This window comes from Mycolicibacterium sp. XJ879 (genome assembly GCF_053483935.1).
This window is the reverse complement of the sequence record NZ_JBEFTH010000003.1, coordinates 568,923-585,943: the sequence shown is the minus strand read 5'-3', so window position 1 is coordinate 585,943 and position 17,021 is coordinate 568,923. Positions and strand designations below refer to the sequence as shown.

16 protein-coding genes are annotated in these 17,021 nt (G+C 64.7%); 9 read left to right on the top strand and 7 right to left on the bottom strand.

The window, feature by feature from the left end:
• Complete coding sequence (locus ABQF13_RS10095) at positions 1–789, bottom strand: SDR family oxidoreductase (RefSeq protein WP_448392568.1); 789 nt, start codon at positions 787–789, stop codon at positions 1–3.
• Positions 790–904: 115 nt separating this feature from the next.
• Positions 905–1,537: a TetR/AcrR family transcriptional regulator gene (locus tag ABQF13_RS10090; RefSeq protein WP_448392567.1), complete on the bottom strand. Its 633-nt coding sequence runs from the start codon at positions 1,535–1,537 to the stop codon at positions 905–907.
• 41 nt (positions 1,538–1,578) lie between these two features.
• Between ABQF13_RS10090 and ABQF13_RS10085 the strand changes: the two genes are divergently transcribed.
• Both ABQF13_RS10085 and ABQF13_RS10080 read left to right on the top strand, forming a co-directional pair.
• The gene (locus tag ABQF13_RS10085; protein WP_448392566.1) at positions 1,579–2,727 is read left to right on the top strand and encodes an ABC transporter substrate-binding protein; all 1,149 of its coding nucleotides are present in this window, start codon (positions 1,579–1,581) and stop codon (positions 2,725–2,727) included.
• Between the two features lie 64 nt (positions 2,728–2,791).
• Positions 2,792–3,844, top strand: coding sequence for an NAD(P)H-dependent amine dehydrogenase family protein (locus ABQF13_RS10080; RefSeq protein WP_448392565.1), 1,053 nt, complete (start codon positions 2,792–2,794; stop codon positions 3,842–3,844).
• Positions 3,845–3,854: 10 nt separating this feature from the next.
• On the opposite strand, the gene ABQF13_RS10075 is transcribed toward ABQF13_RS10080, so the two are convergent.
• Positions 3,855–4,940, bottom strand: coding sequence for an NAD(P)H-dependent amine dehydrogenase family protein (locus ABQF13_RS10075; RefSeq protein WP_448392564.1), 1,086 nt, complete (start codon positions 4,938–4,940; stop codon positions 3,855–3,857).
• Positions 4,941–5,038: 98 nt separating this feature from the next.
• On the opposite strand from ABQF13_RS10075, the gene ABQF13_RS10070 reads away from it, so the two are divergent.
• On the top strand, positions 5,039–5,881 hold the full coding sequence (locus tag ABQF13_RS10070; protein ID WP_448392563.1) for an SDR family oxidoreductase: 843 nt from the start codon (positions 5,039–5,041) through the stop codon (positions 5,879–5,881).
• Positions 5,882–5,892: 11 nt separating this feature from the next.
• Here ABQF13_RS10070 and ABQF13_RS10065 read toward each other — a convergent pair whose 3' ends face one another.
• Positions 5,893–6,696, bottom strand: coding sequence for an SDR family NAD(P)-dependent oxidoreductase (locus ABQF13_RS10065; protein WP_448392562.1), 804 nt, complete (start codon positions 6,694–6,696; stop codon positions 5,893–5,895).
• A gap of 318 nt (positions 6,697–7,014) precedes the next feature.
• Between ABQF13_RS10065 and ABQF13_RS10060 the strand changes: the two genes are divergently transcribed.
• Genes ABQF13_RS10060 through ABQF13_RS10050 form a run of 3 tightly spaced genes read left to right on the top strand, consistent with a single transcriptional unit; the run spans position 7,015 to position 10,408 of the window.
• Positions 7,015–8,211, top strand: a complete 1,197-nt coding sequence (locus ABQF13_RS10060) for a cytochrome P450 (RefSeq protein WP_448392561.1) — start codon at positions 7,015–7,017, stop codon at positions 8,209–8,211.
• Position 8,212: 1 nt separating this feature from the next.
• A complete protein-coding gene (locus tag ABQF13_RS10055; protein WP_448392560.1) occupies positions 8,213–9,277 on the top strand; it encodes a hypothetical protein in 1,065 nt (354 codons plus the stop codon).
• 33 nt (positions 9,278–9,310) lie between these two features.
• On the top strand, positions 9,311–10,408 hold the full coding sequence (locus tag ABQF13_RS10050; RefSeq protein WP_448392559.1) for a dihydrodipicolinate reductase: 1,098 nt from the start codon (positions 9,311–9,313) through the stop codon (positions 10,406–10,408).
• Here the strand turns inward: ABQF13_RS10050 and ABQF13_RS10045 are convergent.
• Positions 10,405–11,217, bottom strand: coding sequence for a mycofactocin-coupled SDR family oxidoreductase (locus ABQF13_RS10045; RefSeq protein WP_448392694.1), 813 nt, complete (start codon positions 11,215–11,217; stop codon positions 10,405–10,407). The genes ABQF13_RS10050 and ABQF13_RS10045 overlap by 4 nt on opposite strands.
• 87 nt (positions 11,218–11,304) lie before the next feature.
• Here ABQF13_RS10045 and ABQF13_RS10040 point away from each other — a divergent pair, with 87 nt between their 5' ends.
• On the top strand, positions 11,305–12,087 hold the full coding sequence (locus tag ABQF13_RS10040) for an SDR family NAD(P)-dependent oxidoreductase (protein ID WP_448392558.1): 783 nt from the start codon (positions 11,305–11,307) through the stop codon (positions 12,085–12,087).
• On the opposite strand, the gene ABQF13_RS10035 is transcribed toward ABQF13_RS10040, so the two are convergent.
• Together ABQF13_RS10035 and ABQF13_RS10030 are read right to left on the bottom strand one after the other, a co-directional pair.
• Entirely contained in the window at positions 12,084–13,163 is a 1,080-nt protein-coding gene (locus ABQF13_RS10035) for an NAD(P)H-dependent amine dehydrogenase family protein (RefSeq protein ID WP_448392557.1), read from the bottom strand. The two genes, ABQF13_RS10040 and ABQF13_RS10035, sit on opposite strands and share 4 nt — an antisense overlap.
• A 295-nt stretch (positions 13,164–13,458) precedes the next feature.
• Complete coding sequence (locus tag ABQF13_RS10030) at positions 13,459–15,069, bottom strand: class I adenylate-forming enzyme family protein (protein ID WP_448392556.1); 1,611 nt, start codon at positions 15,067–15,069, stop codon at positions 13,459–13,461.
• A gap of 106 nt (positions 15,070–15,175) precedes the next feature.
• Between ABQF13_RS10030 and ABQF13_RS10025 the strand changes: the two genes are divergently transcribed.
• Together ABQF13_RS10025 and ABQF13_RS10020 are read left to right on the top strand one after the other, a co-directional pair.
• Complete coding sequence (locus ABQF13_RS10025; RefSeq protein ID WP_046750493.1) at positions 15,176–15,724, top strand: nuclear transport factor 2 family protein; 549 nt, start codon at positions 15,176–15,178, stop codon at positions 15,722–15,724.
• Positions 15,725–15,797: 73 nt separating this feature from the next.
• A complete protein-coding gene (locus ABQF13_RS10020) occupies positions 15,798–17,018 on the top strand; it encodes a CaiB/BaiF CoA transferase family protein (protein WP_448392693.1) in 1,221 nt (406 codons plus the stop codon).
• Positions 17,019–17,021 lie beyond the last annotated feature (3 nt).

Genomic DNA, 17,021 nt, shown 5'->3' with positions numbered 1-17,021 from the left:
TCACCACTGTCGAAGTTCGGCCACCGCGCCGGAGGGCCGGGGAGCCAATGTCAGGTTGGGGATGAAACTGCTGTTCCCACAACAAAGTACGGAATGAACAACATCGACGAGGTGGTCGGCCTCCACGAGACCGCCCTGCATGTAGCCGTTGTCCATCCAGAACCGGATGGCGTTTTCCAACGCCTGGGGCTCCCACGTCTTGTTGAACTCAGTCTGAGAGTCGCCTTCGCCGCCGAAGCAGTCGCCGACCGCCAGCCGGGTGAAGCCGATGTTCGGATGTTCGATCCGCCAAGCCTCGACCAGCTTGTCCAGGGCGGCCTTCGACACCGCGTAGGCCCCGAGCAGCGGCCACGGATCGGAGTACGACGCACTCAGCGACGACAGGTAGACCGCCGAACCGGCGGTGGCCGCGAGGTGAGGTGCGGCTGCTGCGGTGACGAGTGAGGCTCCGGTGACGTTGGTGGCGAACAGGTTCGCCCACTGCTCGGCTGTCACCTGGGTCAGCGGGGCGAGGATGCCGACGCCGGTGGTGTAGACGAGTGCGTCCAGGCCGCCGAAATCTTCGACGACGGTTGCCATGGCGCGATGACAGGCGTCTGCGTCGGTGACGTCGCACGCGACCGCCGCCGATCCGTTGCCGGCCTCCTCGGCGGCCTTCTCGAGGCGGTCGCGACGCCGCGCGAGGAAGGCGACCCTCGCACCCTTGCCCGCCAGGCCGATGCCGATGCACCGACCCAACCCGGCGGACGCTCCGACTACGGCAACGCGCAATGGTGGCGCGTCTGACATCAGCTCTCCTCGAGACGGGGGCGAACAAACATTATCAGGTTGGTAGAAGAACCATAATCAAAAATGTAAACGGACGTTTCCGCACGTGCGCAGCCGGTCGGTTGGACATAGGCCATTAGCGTCGGGCGACTTTGCGGGGCTCGGTAGCGAAGCTGAGCAGAAGCCGGTCGAGTATGCGAGCCGCACGACCACGTGCCCGCGCCGGGCTTTTTGCGTGTGCCACCAAAAGCGCGCCCTCCTCGAGTGATGCGACCAGCATGTGCGTCAACTCGGCAACGGGCAGATCGTCGATGGTGCCCTCGGTGATGGCATTGCGCACCATTTCGTTGATCAACGCGATGCTGTTGTCTTCCTGGATCGCGCGCAGTGTCCGCCAGCCCAATACGACCGGGCCGTCGACCAGCATGATGCGCTGCACCTCGGGTTCGAGGGCCGACTCGAGGAAGCCGTGCAGGCCGGCGCAGAGCCGCTCCCAGGAGTCGGCGCCCGCCGGCGGTGAGGCCAGCGACCGCAGCGTGAGGTCCCGCTCGACCTGCTCGAACACGGCGCGGAAAAGCTCGGCTTTGTCCTTGAAGTGGTGATAGAAGGCGCCACGGGTGCCGGCGCCCGAGGTCGCGACCAAGTCACCGATGCTGGTGTTGAAGTATCCCTTCTCCACGAACAGCGTGCGGCCCGCGTCGATGAGGTCACGCCGGGTTTGATCGCCGCGTGCCCGCCGTTCGGAATCTGTGCCGCCGCGCTTGGCCATGGCGAACATGGTAGCAACCTTCATGTTGTATGTTGCTGGGTATGACAGACCGAGGTGTTCGCGCGTACGGTTCGGTGGCCCCCCTGAAAATCGGTCTGCTCAACGACTATCCGACCAGGTCCGGAGCCGAAGACGACACGCTGGACACCCTGCGGTTGGTGTTCGATGAAGCGGTCGCGTCCGGCATCGTCGACCGCCCGGTCGAGGTGGTGAGACGCGACGTCATCGGCCTGCCCAACGGTACGTATCATGCCGTTGAACGCGGATACGACGAGCTGGTGGCGGAAGGCTGCCTGGCCATCTTCGGCCCATATGTCTCCGACAACGCGGTACCGCTCACCGCGCACGCCAACCGGGTGGCCAAGGTTCCCAACATCATCCTGTCCGGGTCGGAGGGTGCGCTGGGCGAGTGGACCTTTGCGCTCAACAACGGGTCGATGCCCGAGGAGCCGGTGATGCTCGCGGCGGTGATGCTCGGCGACGGAAGATCGAGGATCGCTATCGCCTACGAGGCATCGCTGATCGGCAAGGAATACCTCGCGTTCACCGAAAAAGCATACTCCGCTGCGGGTTTGAAGACAGTGACCACTGTCGCCATTCCGCAGGTCGAAGCCGACAAGGCAGTTGCGGTCGCCGAACTTCGTGCCGCCGCCCCCGATGCCCTTGTTCACGTGGGTTTCGGTCACGGACTATGGGGCTTTTCGGATGCGCTGGAAGCTGCCGGCTGGGATCCGCCGCGCTACACCACCACCGCCTTCGAGATGGCGCACATCAGCGACGAGTGGATGCGGCAGTTGCGCGGCTGGATCGGCTTGGACAGCTACGACGAACGCAACATCGTCGGCCAGGCGTTCCTCGACCGGTTCGAGGCCCGCTACGGCCGTCGACCAGCACACTCGATGCCCGGCCTCTGCCACGACGTCGCAACCGTGATCGCCAGGGGCTTGGCGGCTGCGCGGCCGTTGACCGGTGAAGGCGTCAAGGAGGGGATCGAGCAGGTGAAGCTCGTGCCGGCGGCCAGCGGAGCGCCCGGAACGTTCTTGCGGTTCGGTCGCTGTATCAGGCAGGGCTGGCTGGGCTCCGACTACCTGATCGCGCGCCGGATACTGCCGGACGGAAGCCGGCACGTATTCCACGCGGCGCCGAGTGACAACATCCCACGCGCGGTCGGTGCCCTTGCCGTCCGCTAGCCACCCCCTAGGGAACCGTGATGGTTGAAGCACATCCGATCCTCGAGAACGAGGGAGTGGCCGGATGACTCGTGTGATTCAGTGGGCCACCGGTGTAACCGGAAGGATGTCGCTGCGGCACGTTCTCGGCCGACCGGACCTCACGCTCGTCGGTGTGCGTGTCTACGACCCCGCGAAAGCCGGAGTCGATGCTGGCGCACTGTGCGGTGTTGAGGAGGCCGGGGTGCTCACCACCGACGATCGCGATGCGGTCATCAACACCGACGCCGACGTGGTGCTCTACATGGGCAAGGTGGAAACCGACACCGCTGGCTGCTTCGCCGACGTCTGCGACCTACTCGCATCCGGCAAGAATGTCATCGCCACCGGCAGCAGGTTCATCCATCCACGGTCACTGCAGGAATCCCTTGCAGAGAACATCGAGCGTTCTTGCAACGCAGGAGAATCAGTGTTCCTGGGGCTGGGGCTGTATCCGGGTTTCGTGGCGGAGTCGATCGCGCCCGTCCTGTCGCGGCTGACACAGCGCACGAGCCGGATCAATGTCCGCGAGGTGCTCAACTACTCGACATATACAAGCCACGATCTGGTCTTCAACGCCATGGGTTTCGGGCACGCGCCCGAGGACACCACGCCGCTGCTGACCAACCCCGAGTACGCGGCGAGCGCATGGATAGGCAGCGCGACCGTGCTCGCGCAGGCGCTCGGGCTCCAGATTCATTCTGTGCAGGGATTCCGGGAAGTCGTGACGACGCCGCGTGCCTTGACCGTCGCGGCGGGCCAAATCCCAGCGGGGACTGTCGGCGCCATGCGATTCGGTGTCGTCGTCGACTGTGGCGAGACCACGATGTCCGTCGAGCATCTCACCCGCATGGCCGACGATCTGGCTCCGAACTGGCCGACCGAGATCGGCTACGAGGTCACCTTCGAAGGTGATCCGAACATGCGGATTCATCTCGAAATCGGTTCCGTCGGCGAAGATCACGCCGAACAGGGCTGCCTGGCCGCCGCGATGCATGCGATCAACGCGATACCCGCCGTCGTTGCCGCCGAACCCGGGCTGTACGACCTGTCCACCATTGCGCCGTTTGTCGCGCACTGGACGAACCGCACTGGCTAGCCGGGAGATCTCAGGCGCTGTTGCCGAAGCCTGTGTGGCTGCGAATGAGTGGCAGGTCCGCCATCGTCGCGAACCCGGCGGGCGCCGCGCACACCGCCGGGATCGCGTTGACGACCTGCATCGCCACCGTGACGAGCCCGGCCCGGACATGCTCCTCGATCGACGCCGCACGCGAGAAGCTGGCCAGCGGGAAGAAGTGTGTTCGCATGGACGGGTCGCCCTCGATGGTCAGCGTCCAACCGTCCAGCGGTTGCGGCCAGTGGTCGGGATACTCGCCTCCCACAGTCCATAGCGTCTCGAACTCGATCAGCGGGTTACCGTCACGATGGCCGACGAAGTTCCAGCGCTGTCCCGCTGTGCTGTGCTGCCGCACGAGATGATCGAAGATCTCGAAATCCTTGCTCGCCGGCACGGTTTCCAGGGTGACCGAGACGTCGTCGATACCCGCGTTCAAGGTGTCGGAGAGAAACCAGATCTGCTCGACGAAGAGTTTGGTCAGGAACTTGAGGTAGTCGTTGGCGGTGGGGGTCACCTCGTCCACCGGCCGGCCGAACCACATTCCATCGAAGGTGATCTCGGTGCTCTCCCACAAGGTCCAGTCGGCCCTCTCCTGCAGAGTCAACCGATCGATTGTGCGGCTCATCCCCGACAGCGCCAGCGGCAGCACTCCGGACAGATTGCCCGGGTTGAGCCCGCTGCCATGAATGGTGCTGTTGCCCCTCTCGCACGCGGCCAACAACTTCGTCCTTTCGGCCTCGGGTATCCGCCGAGGATGAAACAAGAACGACGGCGTTGCGACGTTCTTGCCGCTCGCGAGCAGTGCGCAGACGTCGTCGAGGTCGGTGAACGACGGCGCGTACAGCACGAGATCGGCGTCCAGCGCGAGGATCGTCGCCACGTCGGTGGTGGCGGTGGCGCCGATGGGCGCTCTGTCTACCAGCGTCCCGACATCGACCCCGTTCTTCACCTCGGAATATACGCGGGCGCCGACCAACTCGAGATCGGGACGGTGATCGAGGATGGCGGTGATCATCTCGCTGCCGACGGCGCCGGTAGCCCACTGAATGATGCGCAGCCGACGGGTGCTCGTGGTCATCTGGCGGTTGCCTTCCGAACCATCACGATGTCACGGTAACACCGGTGATAACGTGAGTTCTCATATCCGGTAAATGAAGTTCTCGACAGGAGCGTGTCATGGAGGATGTGCTGGGGTATCGCGGTAAGTCGGTTGTCGTGACGGGCGCGGCGTCCGGCATGGGGCAGGCCACCGCGCAGATCCTCGTCGACCTCGGTGCGACGGTCACCGCCCTCGACATCAAACCCACGACCGTTCCCGTCGCCGGTGCGCTACAGGTCGATCTGCGCGACCAGTCGAGTATCGAAGATGTCGCGGCGTCCATCGACGGTCCGGTTGACGGGCTCTTCAGCTGTGCGGGGCTTCCCGGTCCACCGTTCAGCGAGTGGGACACGATCCTGGTCAACTTCGTCGGGGCGCGTCACCTGGCCGAGTGCCTCGTACCGAAAATGCCCGACGGGTCGGCGATCAGCGTCATCTCGTCGTCGGCCGCAATCGGTTGGCAGGACCACATCAAGGTCATTACCGGGTTGCTCGAAACAACGGGGTTCGACGCGGCGGTCGAGTGGCTGACGGCCAACGAGAAGTTGTGGTCGTGGAGCGGCTATGCCTACTCGAAGTACATCATCGATGCGTGGGTGGGTTGGTGGTATCCCGAACTCGGTCGCCGCGGTATCCGGATCAACTGCATCAACCCGGGACCCACCGAGACGGCGATGATGCCGGCCTTCCAGGACCTGATGGGTAAGGACACCGTCGATCAGGCAGTGGGACCGGTCGGGCGGTATTCGACGCCGGAGGAGCAGGCCTGGCCCCTGGTCTGCCTCGGTAGCCCGCGCTTCAGTTACGTGGGTGGTGAGGTGCTGTGGACCGACGGCGGCTGGAACGGTGCCATGACGATGGGCCGGCACCAGGCGCAGTGGGCCGACACGGCCGCCGCGGAGATGGCGAAGAACGCCTAGCGAGCCAGGACTCAGATGAAGTCCGAGCCACCATCGACGTTGACGGTGGCGCCGGTGACGTATCCGTTACGGCGTGAGGCCAGATACGCCGTCGCCGAGGCGATCTCCTCGGGCAGCCCGGCCCGGCCGAGGTCACAGGGGTGCCGGTAGGTCCGCTCCACCCACGTCATCACATCGTGCGGATCCGCGGAGTTCAGTCCTTCGGCGGCGAGCACGTCTTTGAGGATCTCGGTGAAGCTCGCGGTCACAATGGTGCCCGGGCATACGCAGTTCACGAGGATGCCCTCTGGCCCGAGGCTCTTTGACAGGTTCTTGGTGAAGCTCGACAGTGCCGCCTTCATTGCGGTGTAGGCGACAAGCCGCGGGCTCTGGCGTTGAATCGAGTGCGCGGACAGGGTGACGATGCGGGCCCAGTCGGCGGCACGCAGCATCGGCAGCCCTGCGCGCACGGATCGGACTGCGGACATGGTGCCCAAGTCGAAGGCGGCGTGCCAGTCGTCATCGTCGAGTTCTTCGAAGGCTCCGGCATCGGGTCCCACCGTGTGCACCAACACGTTCAGCCGTCCCCAGGCTTCGCCGACCGCGCTGTACCCGGCCGTGATCGATCCGGCGTCGGCCATGTCGACGCTCAGTGCAAGCACCTCGGGCGCGCCGGCCTCGCGGATCCGTTCGGCCGCGGCATCGAGGCCTCGCTGTTCACGCGCCATGATCGCCACCGATGCCCCTTCGGCGCCCAGCGTTTCGGCGATCGCCAGCCCCATGCCCTTACTGCCACCGGTGACGACGGCCGTCGCACCTTCGAAGCCCAAATCCATAGATCGGTCCCTTCTATCGGCCGCCCAAGCCTTGCCTTGACTACCTGACTCCGTTGTCGCTGCCGCAGAGTCGATGATCGAGCGAATCGTGCGCCGACCCCTGGCGCAATCCGAACCGGCGCCGAAGCCATTCTGGGTCTACTTCGACACCGATATGCGCCGGCGCATTCGATCTCCGCGCGATGCGAGAATTCATATTCTCACATGGGCAGTTGGGGCGGCAGCCGACCGTATCGCGAGCGTCCTGGCCGTGCATGCATAAGGGCCTGCCGGAAGAAACCCGCGATAACGAAGCCCGATAACGCCTATTCTCACGGAGTGACCTACAGGGTGAAGGTTGGGCCGTATTACGACCCGCTCGACTTCGACATCGACGACGATCCTTACCCCGTGTGGAAACGGCTGCGCGACGAAGCGCCGCTGTACCACAACGACAAGTACGGTTTCTACGCGTTGAGCAGGTACTCAGACGTCGCCCGCGAATTGGCCAACTGGGAGGATTACCGGTCGGGCAAGGGCACCACCATCGAGATCATCCTCAACGGCGTCGAGGTACCGCCGGGCATCATCCTGTTCGAGGACCCGCCGATCCATGACTTTCACCGGCGGCTGTTGTCGGGTGTGTTCACGCCGCGGCGCATGGCTGCCATCGAACCACTGGCACGGGAGTTCTGTCGGCGCGCACTGGAACCCCTTGAGAAAGTCGAGACGTTTGACTTCATCGCCGACCTCGGCGCATGGATGCCGATGCGCACCATCGGATACCTGCTGGGTATCCCCGAGGACAGGCAGATCGCGATCCGGCAGAACACCGACCGGCTTCTCGAGCTCAAAGACGGCGAACTCGTCGATGTCGCCGACGACGTGCTGACGCGTCAAGGCTCGATGCTGGAGGAGTTCATCGACTGGCGTTACGACCACCCATCGGACGACCTGATGACGGAACTGGTGAACGCTGAGATCGAGGAACCTGACGGCAGTACCAGGCGGTTGACCCGCGGAGAGGTGCTGACCTATACCGGCACCCTCGTCGGCGCGGGAAACGAAACGACGACGCGGCTGATCGGCTTCACCGGACAACTGTTGTCCGACCATCCGGACCAGCGCCGTGAACTCGCGGCCGACTTCAGCCTGATCCCCGCGGCGATCGAGGAGGTGCTGCGCTACGAGGCGCCGTCGCCTGTGCAGGCCCGCTATGTCGCCCGTGATGTTGAGCTCTATGGTGAGACGGTCGCTGAGGGCTCGGTGATGCTGCTGATCAACGGCTCGGCGAACCGCGACGAGCGGCAGTACCCGGACGCGGACCGGTTCGACATCCACCGGCAGCCCGCCCACTTGTCATTCGGGCGCGGCATTCACTTCTGCCTCGGCGCCGCATTGGCACGCATGCAAGCGCGCGTGGCGATCGAGGAGGTGCTGACCCGTTGGCCGGATTGGGAAGTCGATTATGCGACGGCCAAGCGTGCGCACACCACCAGCGTGAGAGGTTGGTCGACTCTGCCAGTGAGCGTGTGACATGGCGAATACCGTTGCGCGAAACTCAAGATCCGGTATCGAACCACGCACCGTGACCCGGTTCTCGCCGTGGCCTGCCCGGGTCGGATGGGGACTGTTCTTCGCGGCCTATCTGGTCTTCGCGATCGTGACCATCGCGAACATCCAGTCGGGCCTGCACGGGCACCCGGCGAAAACCAATCCGAATCCCGGGCCTGCTCCCTACCCACCGTTCCTCGGCTTCGACAACTGGCCACTCGTGGTCGCCTTCAGTTCGATTCCACTGGCCATCGGCCTGGTCGGTGCGCTGGGATGGCTGTCCTGGCGCCAACGCAAGGTGCACTGGGCCGTCATCATCGCGTTCGCCGGGCTCATCACCGGGGCGCTGGATCCACTCGCCAACTGGGCGACGTTCGCGATCTTCGATCCGCGGATGCTGCACTTCCCGTTTTCATGGCCGTACGTCAACATCGCGCCGAATCTCGAACCCGCCCTGGCACTTCTGGGCGGCTATGCGGCCTACTATCTGCTCAACGGGCTGGGCTTTCTAAAGCTGCACGATTTACTGCTGGACCCGCTGATGCGGCGCACGCGTTGGCTGGCGGAGCGCAGGCTGATCAGGGTGTTCATCGGTGCGACGATCATCGCAATCCCGATCAACGGCGTCATCCAGTTCACCTGGATGCGGGCCGGGATCTTCATTTACACCGAAGCCGTCGGGCCTGTGCTTCAGATCGGCCATATCCATTTTCCGCTGATCATGGCGCTCTACGATTCGGTGATCTTCGCGATGGTCGCGGTGATGTGTGTGCGTGATGAGAGCGGCGACCTGGTGCTGATCAACCGCATCGCGCGGTGGTTGCCCGGGCGGTCCGACCGCCCGAAGGTGACGCTGACGCGGCAGCTGCTGATCTCGGTGACTGTGGGCCTGGTGTCGTTCTCAGTGCCGTTGGCGGTGCTTGCCGGGCTGCGGGAAGCCGGCCTGTCGAGGCCCTCATTCGACCAGAATCCCTATCCCGAGATGAACCTGTACGACCCGTATGGGCATCTCGAAGGCGCTGGCAAACCGGGGCCGTTCTACCGGTGACATCGATGGTCGCGTGAAGAGAGTGAGTAGACAGTGACAGATGGGATCGGCAGGCGATACCGAGTTGTCCACGCCGGCACCGGTTTCACCGGCCGTGAGGCGTTACGCGCGGTGATCAATGATCCCGCGCTGGATCTCGTCGGGGTGAAGGTGTCGACGCCGGAGAAAGCCGGGTTGGACGCAGGTGAACTGTGCGGTGCACCAGCTGTCGGCGTATCCGCGACAGATGACCTCGCAGCTGTCCTCGCGTTGAATCCCGACTGTGTGACTTACTGCGCGACCGCTGTTCGACGCGAAGAAGAGGCAATCGCAGACATCGCCGCGTATCTCGACGCGGGTATCAACGTGGTGACGTTCTCGCTGATCCCCATGGTCTATCCCGCGGCGGCTCCCGCCGAGTGGCGCAAAGTCCTGGAAAGCGCCGCAGCACGGGGCAACTCGACGTTCTATGCCACCGGCAGCGAGCCGGGGTTCATCAGCATGAACATTCCCACGGCGCTGCTGGCAGGAGCCGGCCGCGTCGACTCGTACCGCATGGACGAATACGCGCTCGACCTCGACAAGTCCTACCCGATCTGGGATGTCCTGCACGAGTCGATGGGGTTCGGGAAGCCCGACGGCCATGTTCCGGTTCGGATCGCGTCGGGGAAGGTGCACAAGGACTGGGGCACGGTGGTGTCCTACATCGCCGACATCCTCGGCTTCGAACTCGAAGGAATCGAGCTGGACTGGGAGACGCTGCTCGCGCCGACCGATCTCTCCACCGCGCTCGGCGTCATCCCCGAGGGCACGATCTGTGCGCACCGATGGCAGCTCGCCGGGATCGTCGGTGGCCGCCCCGCCGTCGCGGTTCAATACTTCGCGACGGTCAGCAGCACGCCATGGCCCGACCACTGGCCCAAGCCGGCTCGCGAAGGCCAAGGCGGAATGGTCTTTCGCGTCAACGGCAGTCCCAACATGAACCTCGAACTGCACCTCGAGCAGTCGGACACCGACCGGGTGAATCCCGGGGTTGCGGCCACGGCGCTGGCGGCGGTCAACGCCGTCCCGAGCGTGGTGGACGCGCCGCCGGGCGTGATCGCCAGGCCCTTGTCAGGGCCTTCGGTCGTCACACGGCAATCCAGCGCTTAACTGCCCGTCACACCGACATCCACCGGAATGGCAGCAGCCGTGACAAATCTCGCGTCGTCCGATGCCAACCACGCGACCGCATTGGCGACGTCCTCGGCAGTGGTGATCGCGTCGGGCAGAAGCTGTTTCGTGAAGCCGTGCCGCAGCGCGGGGTTCGACGTGGCGGCATCGGCCATCGCCTCGATCATCCGACCGCTTCCCATCGGCGTCGCCACAGAGCCGGGATGCAAGCTATTGACTCGGATGTGGAACTTGCCGAGTTCGGCGGCGAATGAGCGGGCCAGGGCCGTCACGGCGTGCTTACTGGCGGTGTAGGCGATCATGAACGGCTCCACCGTCAGCCCGGCCGCCGAGCCGACGAGGATGATCGAGCCGCCCCGCCCAGCGGCGATGATGTGTTTGGCGCCCGCCATCACCGTGTTCCAGGTGCCGACGATATTGATGTCGATGGTGTCCTGGAAGTCACGCGGCGACACCTGATCCCACGCGGCGGGCGCGCAGATGCCCGCGTTGGCGACGATGACGTCGAGCCGCCCGAGTTCGGCGACCGCGTCATCGACAGCGGTACACAGGCCATCGTGATCTCTTGTGTCGACGATCGCCGTCACCGCACGCCGGCCGTTGGCCGCTACCATCTCCGCCGTCTCGGCCAGATCCTCAGGCGTGGCGGAATCGTAGGGGACACTCGGGGGTAGCGGTCCCGCGATGTCAACGAGTATGACGTCGGCACCGTCGGCGCTGAGCCGAACGGCATGCGCGCGTCCCTGTCCGCGGGCCGCTCCGGTGATGAGCGCGACCTTGTCGGTCATCTCTGGCACACGCGCACGTTACCCCGTCTGAGAATTCGCATTGACAGTTTTGGAGAACGTCCGTTGCGTAGATGATAGTTTCCGATCATGGGTGTGCTCGACGGTCAGACGGCGTTCATTCTCGGTGCATCGGCGGGGATCGCCCAGGCTTCAGCCAGACTGCTGGCCATCGACGGCGCGACGTTGTACTTGCTGGGCCGATCGATGAAGCGGCTGGAAGCGACGCGTGACCGGATCCATGAGGCCGCACCGGACGCGGAGATCGTGCTGCAAAAGGGCGACCCCGAAGACGAAGACACCGTGAGAGCGGCGGCACAGTCCGCCCACGATGTCCACGATCGGTTGAACATCGTCATCGGCACGGTGGCCAGCGGCGGCACGGGGCCGCTCGTCGAACAGGACCTCGAAACCTTCACGAATTTCGTGATGGGCAACCTGCGCTCGAACTTTCTCGCGCTGCGCTATTCGGCGCCGCTGATGACGGGCGGCGGTTCGATCGTGTTCATCTCGTCGACATCTGCCAAGATTCCGATGGAGGGGTTGGGGCACTACTCGGCGGGCAAGGCCGCGCTCGAGATGATGATCCGCGTCGCCGCCTCAGAACTGGGCCCGCGCGCCATCCGGGTCAACGCGGTACGTCCGGGCCTGACCGAAGCAGCCACCACTCAGGGCTACATCCACCTCGAGGAGCTGACGAGCAGTTTCCTCGAGCGGGTACCGCTGGGCAGGCTCGGTGTCTCCGATGACATCGCTCCCGGCGTGCGCTACCTGGCTGGGCCCGAATCCGGCTGGATGACGGGACAGAGCTTCGCGATCGACGGAGGCAACGAGGTGCGGGGCGCACCACGCGGACCGATGTTCACCGTCTAACCGAAGTCCAGCGCGTTGCGGGGCGCCGTGATCGGCAGATCCAACGACGTGACGATTCCCGGCGCCGCGTCGACCACGTAGGGGATGGCGTTGACGACCCGCATGGCGGTCGCCTCCATCGCGTTGGCGTTGGCCGACTCCGGAGTGTCCTCGGTGCCGAGTCGCAGGTCGCACTCAATGTGCGGTCGGCCCTCGATGATGAGGCGGTACGTGCCGTTGGGCGCCGACGCCCACTCGGGTGCCAAGTCGGGAGCCATCCGATTGATGTGCTCGATCGTGATCACCGGGTGGCCATCGACGACACCGGTCGTCTCCGCCCGCACCGCGCCGCACGTTCCCGCGGGAATGGTTCCGCACGCGACGTGCAGATCCCGTGGAGTGAGCACCCGTTCGTAGGTCTCGGTGACCTTCTCGATTTCGACGCCGAGAGCCTCGGCCACCAGCCCGATCGGCGGCCCCCAGGCAAATTGTTGTGCACCTTCGAGCTCGAGAAGGGGCGTGAAGTCGAGCGGTTTGCCGAAGCCCATCGCATCGATCATCAAATCTTGGTTGGGGTAGGTCGAGTAGTCGAAGATCTCCTGCGCCCGGATGGACCGGATGGTGTTCGAAAGGGTGGTCAGCAACACCGCGAGCTGGTCGCCTGCGAAGCCCGGCTCGATCCCCGAGGTGTAGATCGTGACGCCACCGGCCACGGCGGCTTCGCGAACTTGGTCGGCGAGCTGCGGAATCCATTTGTCGGGGAACATCATTCCCGGGGTGTTGGTAGTCACCACGTTCAATCCGCCGTTGAGCAGGCGCACATAGTCACGCACCGCCGCTGCGTCCATCTCGGCGCTGGCCGCGCCGTAGACCACACAATCGGGCTTCGACGCGAAGATGTCGTCGAGATCGCCGGTGGTGATCACGCCGATCGGGCCCAGCCCGACGATTTCACCGGCGTCGCGTCCGACTTTGTCGGCACTGTGTACCCACACCCCGACCAGGTCCAGGTGCGACCGACGGACGATCGCGCGGATCGACAGGCTGCTGATCCAGCCGGTGGATATGACGGCGACGCGTAATGGCCTGTCAGTCAATCGCTGTACTCCTTCAGTGTCACAGGTCGGGCAGCGGCGATTCCGAGATGCCCTCGCCGACGCTGCTGCCGGCCCCCGTCACGATCGCCACTCGGCCCTCGAGGTGGGACTGTTCTAGTGCCCACGCGGCGAATGTACCGGAGCGAGAATGCAAGTTTCCGAAAACGGGAAACCATCTTCACGGCAGCGCAAAAGTGCCGGCATGACCAAGGCTCTTCCGTGGCTGCACCACGTGGATTTGCGATCACACCGGAGCGTTCGTTTTGCCGATCAGTCTGCCGTGACGCTGTCGCGGTCACCCGTCCGACAGAAGGCCGCTCAGCTGCTTGGCGAGATCGGACTTCCTGACCTTGCCTGTCGCCGTGAACGGCAGCGCATCCTTCTTCGTGACCCAGATGAACTTCGGCACCTTGTACGCCGACAGGCGGCTGCGCACCTGCGCCCGCAACTCCGCGGGGTCCAACTCGGCGTTACCGCGCGGCACCACCGCCGCCGCCACGATCGTGCCGTTGTGCCCGTCCTCGGCGCCGACGACGTACGCCTCGAGAACGCCGTCGCAACCCGAGAGGGCCTGTTCCACCTCGCTCGGAGTGACGTTCGTCCCGCCGCCGGTCTTGATCAGATCGCCCAACCGGCCGGTGAACTTGATCCAGCCGTCGTCGTACTGGACTCCACAGTCGCCCGTGCGGTAATAGCCGTCCGGGGTGAACACTTCGTCGCGTTCGCGCTTGTACAACCGCTGCATCAGCGAGTAGCCCCGCACCCAGATTTCGCCGTCCGTGCCGGGGGGCACGGGGTCTCCCGTTGCGGGATCAACCAGCAGATGCGAGAGTCCCTCGATCGAATATCCACCCGTCTCCGCGCGCTCGGCTGGCTGGGCAGGATACGGATCGACACCGATGTGATTGCCGCAGAGTTCGGTCATCCCCAGCGCGTTCGGACCTTTCGGTCGGCGTTCGAACGGCACCATCGCGGGCATGCTGGTGCGCTGCACCGAGCTCAGGTCGCGTCGTGCGAACTCCGGGTGCTCGGCCAGCGACTGGCCCTGTTGCGGCCAACCCAGCGTGATGGTCGCGCGATGACGCTCGATCAACTCGAGCGCATCGGCCGCGTCGAACGCCGGTTGGGTGACCAGCGTTGCGCCGTGGTGGATCACGGCGTGAATGCCGGTGATCAAGCCGCCGACCCAGAAGAACGGCATCGACGTGAACATCACGGTGTCGTTCGTGACGCCGTAGTCGAAGGTCAGGTTGTACGAGTGCCGTACCAGCGTGCCGTGGGTGTGCACCGGGCCTTTCGGATCGCCCGTGCTCCCGGAGGTGTAGATGATCATCACGTCGTCGGCCGGCGTCACACACGATTCGACCTCGACCAGAAAGTCGAGCTCGAGTCCCGTCGCGCGGTCGGCCGAAAGCGCCGACGTCCACGGGCGCTCACCCTCACCGAACACCGCGATCATGCGCAGATATGGTGCGCCCCGCACGACCAGCCTGCCGGGGATGGCTTGGTCCGCGAGTCCTGGAAGTGCCTCCTCGAGCCGGTCGAGAAAGCTGTTGCCACGAAACTCCGGCCGGGCGATGATCGCCCGCAGGTCCGCGTGACGGGCCGTCCACGCCAGCTCCGGAGCCTTGTAGAACGTGTTCAGTGGCACCGCGACCGCGCCGATGCGCGTGATCGCGAACCAGGTGACAGCCCAGTCGAGGCCGTTGGGCATGAGTATGCCGACGTGATCGCCCTTGCCGAAGCCCTCGGCCAGCAGCGCCGTCGCCAACCGCGCCGACTCGAGGTCGAGGTCGGAATAGGTCAGCGTCTGCCCGTCGACGATGAGGAACGGTTTTTCCCCGAAGCTCGCCGAACCCGACCTGACCAGCGCGGGGATCGTGGGCGTGATGGTCGGGAATGGCACGACTCGAATCCTCCGCTCGGACGGTTGGCCCCCACAGGGTATCCACCCTGTTGAAAAGCGAGAATACCGGTTCTCGCAGGCCGCGCCCGGCCATTACACTTCAGGCATGTCGTCGTCGAGCCGGGTCGAACGGCTGGAATCCAATCTTCAGATCGCCCAGTTGCCGAGCCGCTACGCCATGGCGCTGGACTCGCGTGACCTCGACGCCCTGGTGGCGTTGTTCGTCGACGACGTCGACGCCGGTGAGCACGGCAAGGGCAGAGCGGCGCTGAGAAGTTGGTACGACGAGGTGCTCCGCAGGTTCTATCGCAGCATCCATCTGATCTGCGGACACGTAATCGATTTCGTCGACGACGACCATGCGACCGGCTCGATCTACTGCCGTGCCGAGCATGAGGACGGCGACGGTTGGTTTGTCATCACGATGCGCTACGACGACGTCTACGAGCGCCGTGACGGGAGCTGGTATTTCGTGAGGCGCCGAGAGCACCCCTGGTACTCGGTCGATGTGACCGAGCGCCCAGGGCCGGAGTTCATTCGATGGCCTACCGATGTACCGCTTCGTGCGCAGATGCCCCATCGGATGCCCACCTGGCGCGCATTCTGGGAAAGTGGAGACCCGGCGCTTCCCGGCCGCCTGTCCAGGCGGCCCTAGCGCGTTTACAAACCGCTATGAAAGTGCGATTCTCACATTCGTAAATGCTCGTTACCGGTTGTAGGAGGCCGTCATCAGCGTCGACAACGTACTAAGCGGGGTCCGTGTGCTCGAGGTTGCCGCGTGGACATTCGTGCCATCGGCCGGCGCGGTGCTCGCCGAGTGGGGCGCCGAGGTGATCAAGGTCGAGCCGCGTGCGGGTGGAGATCCGCAGCGCGGTCTGGTCACCATGGGCATCGTCGACGAGGGGGGTGGTGCGGTCAACTACATGATCGAGATTCCCAACCGCGGTAAGAAGTCGATCGGCGTGGACCTGAGCACTCCGGGTGGCCGCGACGTGGTCCGCGAGCTGGCCAAGACCTGCGACGTGTTGCTGACCAGTTATCTGCCGGACCGCCGTAAGAAGTTCGGCATCGATGTCGATGACATTCGGGAAGCGAATCCGAGCATCGTGTACGTCCGTGGGTCCGGGCACGGCCCCAAAGGTCCCGACGCGAACAAGCCCGGGTACGACGGGGTGTCCTATTGGGCGCGGGGCGGTATCGCCACCGTCCTCACGGAAGACGCCGAGGAACTCGTCCGCTCCCGGCCGGCGTTCGGCGACCTCCTCGGCGGCATGACCATCGCAGGCGGCATCGCCGCCGCACTGTACAAGAAGGCGACGACCGGTCAGGGGTCGGTTGTCGACGTGTCGCTGCTCGGGCTTGCCGCGTGGAACCTCAGTCCCGACGTCGCTGTGAGCCAAATCCACGGTGGCAGCGCCATTCCCAAGTTCGGCCACGCCGACGCGCCCAACCCGCTGGTGGGCACCTACCGCACGAAGGACGGGCGCTACGTCCAGTTGATGATGCTGCAACTCGACAAGTTCTACGCGGAGGCGATGCGGGTGATCGGCCTGCCCGAGTTGGTTGATGATCCGCGGTTCGCCGACCCCGCATCGCGGTACGAGAATCGGGTGAGCCTGATCGCCCTGCTCGACGAGGCGTTCGCCGAACGCACGGTCGCCGAATGGCGCGAAATCCTGGCGCCGCTCTCGGGTGCGTGGGGAATCGTGCAGACACCGGCGGAGGTGTGTGAGGACCCCGCGGTCACCGCGAACGGATATGTCGCCCAGACCGAAACCGTCAACGGCGTTCCGTTCTCGATACCCACCAACCCCGTCCAGTTCGACGAGCACTCGGTGGTGCCCGCCGGTGCGCCCGAACACGGTCAGCACACCGAAGAAGTCCTGATGGACGCGGGACTCGACTGGGAAACCATCGAGAAACTGAAGGAGTCGGGGGCGATCCTGTGAGTG

Excerpts from the sequence above, each read along its gene's own strand:
- ABQF13_RS10095 (WP_448392568.1), bottom strand. The coding sequence starts at position 789 with ATGTCAGACGCGCCACCATTGCGCGTTGCCGTAGTCGGAGCGTCCGCC.
- ABQF13_RS10090 (WP_448392567.1), bottom strand. The coding sequence starts at position 1,537 with ATGGCCAAGCGCGGCGGCACAGATTCCGAACGGCGGGCACGCGGCGAT.
- ABQF13_RS10085 (WP_448392566.1), top strand. The coding sequence starts at position 1,579 with ATGACAGACCGAGGTGTTCGCGCGTACGGTTCGGTGGCCCCCCTGAAA.
- ABQF13_RS10080 (WP_448392565.1), top strand. The coding sequence starts at position 2,792 with ATGACTCGTGTGATTCAGTGGGCCACCGGTGTAACCGGAAGGATGTCG.
- ABQF13_RS10075 (WP_448392564.1), bottom strand. The coding sequence starts at position 4,940 with ATGACCACGAGCACCCGTCGGCTGCGCATCATTCAGTGGGCTACCGGC.
- ABQF13_RS10070 (WP_448392563.1), top strand. The coding sequence starts at position 5,039 with ATGGAGGATGTGCTGGGGTATCGCGGTAAGTCGGTTGTCGTGACGGGC.
- ABQF13_RS10065 (WP_448392562.1), bottom strand. The coding sequence starts at position 6,696 with ATGGATTTGGGCTTCGAAGGTGCGACGGCCGTCGTCACCGGTGGCAGT.
- ABQF13_RS10055 (WP_448392560.1), top strand. The coding sequence starts at position 8,213 with ATGGCGAATACCGTTGCGCGAAACTCAAGATCCGGTATCGAACCACGC.
- ABQF13_RS10045 (WP_448392694.1), bottom strand. The coding sequence starts at position 11,217 with ATGACCGACAAGGTCGCGCTCATCACCGGAGCGGCCCGCGGACAGGGA.
- ABQF13_RS10040 (WP_448392558.1), top strand. The coding sequence starts at position 11,305 with ATGGGTGTGCTCGACGGTCAGACGGCGTTCATTCTCGGTGCATCGGCG.
- ABQF13_RS10025 (WP_046750493.1), top strand. The coding sequence starts at position 15,176 with ATGTCGTCGTCGAGCCGGGTCGAACGGCTGGAATCCAATCTTCAGATC.